At 61.4% G+C, this 1,771-nt stretch carries 3 protein-coding genes; all 3 read right to left on the reverse strand.

Annotation, left to right across the window (positions count from 1 at the left end):
- Positions 1 to 122: 122 nt before the first annotated feature.
- Positions 123 to 617: a phosphatidylglycerophosphatase A family protein gene (locus AACS18_RS06100; RefSeq protein WP_005349509.1), complete on the reverse strand. Its 495-nt coding sequence runs from the start codon at positions 615 to 617 to the stop codon at positions 123 to 125.
- Positions 614 to 1,573: a thiamine-phosphate kinase gene (gene thiL / locus AACS18_RS06105; RefSeq protein WP_026034998.1), complete on the reverse strand. Its 960-nt coding sequence runs from the start codon at positions 1,571 to 1,573 to the stop codon at positions 614 to 616. The genes AACS18_RS06100 and thiL overlap by 4 nt, the downstream gene beginning before the upstream one ends.
- 57 nt (positions 1,574 to 1,630) lie before the next feature.
- On the reverse strand, positions 1,631 to 1,771 hold a 141-nt coding region (locus tag AACS18_RS06110), incomplete at its 5' end, for a transcription antitermination factor NusB (protein WP_308810793.1).

Below are 1,771 nucleotides of genomic sequence, written 5' to 3' on the forward strand. Positions count from 1 at the left end.
CCCGAATGAGTAGTGAATATTTATGTGAAATGGATGATAAACGGCAGCATATGCCGATGAATGAAAATTAAGCAGATATAAATCGGGGGATGCCAGAGCGGTCATCCCCCGGAAGATGGCTCTCAACCGAGCCAGAATGCCAGTAATTGCATACAAAACAGGGCGAACAGGCCGGCGATCAGATCGTCCAGCATGATGCCCAGGCCACCGTGGATCCGGCGATCAAACCAGGAGATGGGCCAGGGCTTGAGCACATCAAACAACCGGAACAGCGCGAAACCCGCCACCACCCACTCCCAACCGGCTGGCGCGGCGATCATGGTGACGCCAAAACCGATCACCTCGTCCCAGACGATGGCGCCGTGATCCGGCATGCCGATGGCATCGGTGGCGCTCTGGCAGATACGAATACCGACCACAAACCCAACCGCCAGCAGGGCGATGAACCAGTGGGTCGGCAGCCCGCTCACCAGCAGATAGAGCGGAATGGCCGCCAGGGTGCCCATGGTGCCCGGCGCCTTGGGGCTGAGACCGGAACCAAACCCCACCGCCAAAAAATGAAGCGGATTTTTCAGATCCAGTCGTGTCAGCTCGGGCTTTATCCTGAACAAACTCATGCGAAGTGATCCCACCCTTTCAGTTGCAGCTCGACCGCTTGGTCGCCACGCAGGTAGTCGATGCCCGGCTCGCCCGCCACGATGCGGCCAATGCGGCTGAACTTGACCCCGCTGTGGGCCAGCGCCGTATCGAGCGCGCCGCGGTGCTCCTCCGGTACGGTGAAGCAGAGCTCGTAGTCATCGCCACCGGCCAGCGCCAGTTGCCACGCCTCCTGCTCGCTCACCGCATCCTGCAGCACCGGCGAGAGCGGCAGCAGATCGAGATCGATCTGGGCCCGTACACCGGAGGCCTTGAGGATATGGCCGAGATCCGATGCCAGACCATCGGAGAGATCCAGCGCACTACCCGCCAGCCCGCGCAGCGCCTGACCGGCCAGAATGCGGGGATGGGGGTGGTCGAGCCGTGGCAGCACGGCAGCCAGCTGGTTCTCGTTGAGGGTGCGTTTGCCCAGCAGGTGGGAGAGCGCCAGCGCGGCATCCCCCAGAGTGCCGGTCACATAGATGCCGTCACCCGCTTTGGCGCCGCTGCGCATCAAGGCGCGCCCGGCAGGCACCGACCCCTTCACCGAAATGGTGATAGAGAGGGGCCCGCGGGTCATATCCCCGCCCACCAGCGCCACATTGTAGTACTCGGCCAGCTCCAGAAACCCTTCGGCAAAACCGGCGACCCAACCTTCGTTAATGGCAGGCAGGGTCAGCGCCAGCGACACCCAGCGCGGCTCAGCCCCCATGGCGGCGAGATCGGAGAGATTGACCGCCAGCGCCTTGTAGCCGAGATCCACCGGATCCATGTCGGGAAAGAAGTGTACGCCGCTCACCAGAGTGTCGGTGCTCACCGCCAGCTGGGTATCGGGGGGCAGGGTCAGCAGGGCACAGTCATCTCCAGGGCCCATCACCACGTCCTTGCGGGCGTGGGGGACCTTGAAGTACTTATCAATCAGCTCAAATTCACCCATACAGTAAAAAGCCAGCAATAAGCTGGCTCCTCTCTTAGATGCTGACGGACAGCAGGATCAACGCTTGTTCAGCGACTTGATCACCTTGTCCAGTACACCGTTGACAAACTTGTGGCTGTCATCGGCAGCAAAAGCTTTGGCCAGCTCGATCGCTTCGTTGATGACCACGCGCGGCGGTACATCATCACGACGGGTCAG

Source organism: Aeromonas sp. HMWF015 (assembly GCF_963878965.1).
GTDB lineage: Bacteria > Pseudomonadota > Gammaproteobacteria > Enterobacterales > Aeromonadaceae > Aeromonas > Aeromonas veronii.

What these genes read in the sequence shown, in the direction of transcription:
- thiL (WP_026034998.1), bottom strand. Translation starts at nt 1,573, where the DNA reads ATGGGTGAATTTGAGCTGATTGATAAGTACTTCAAGGTCCCCCACGCC.
- AACS18_RS06100 (WP_005349509.1), bottom strand. Translation starts at nt 617, where the DNA reads ATGAGTTTGTTCAGGATAAAGCCCGAGCTGACACGACTGGATCTGAAA.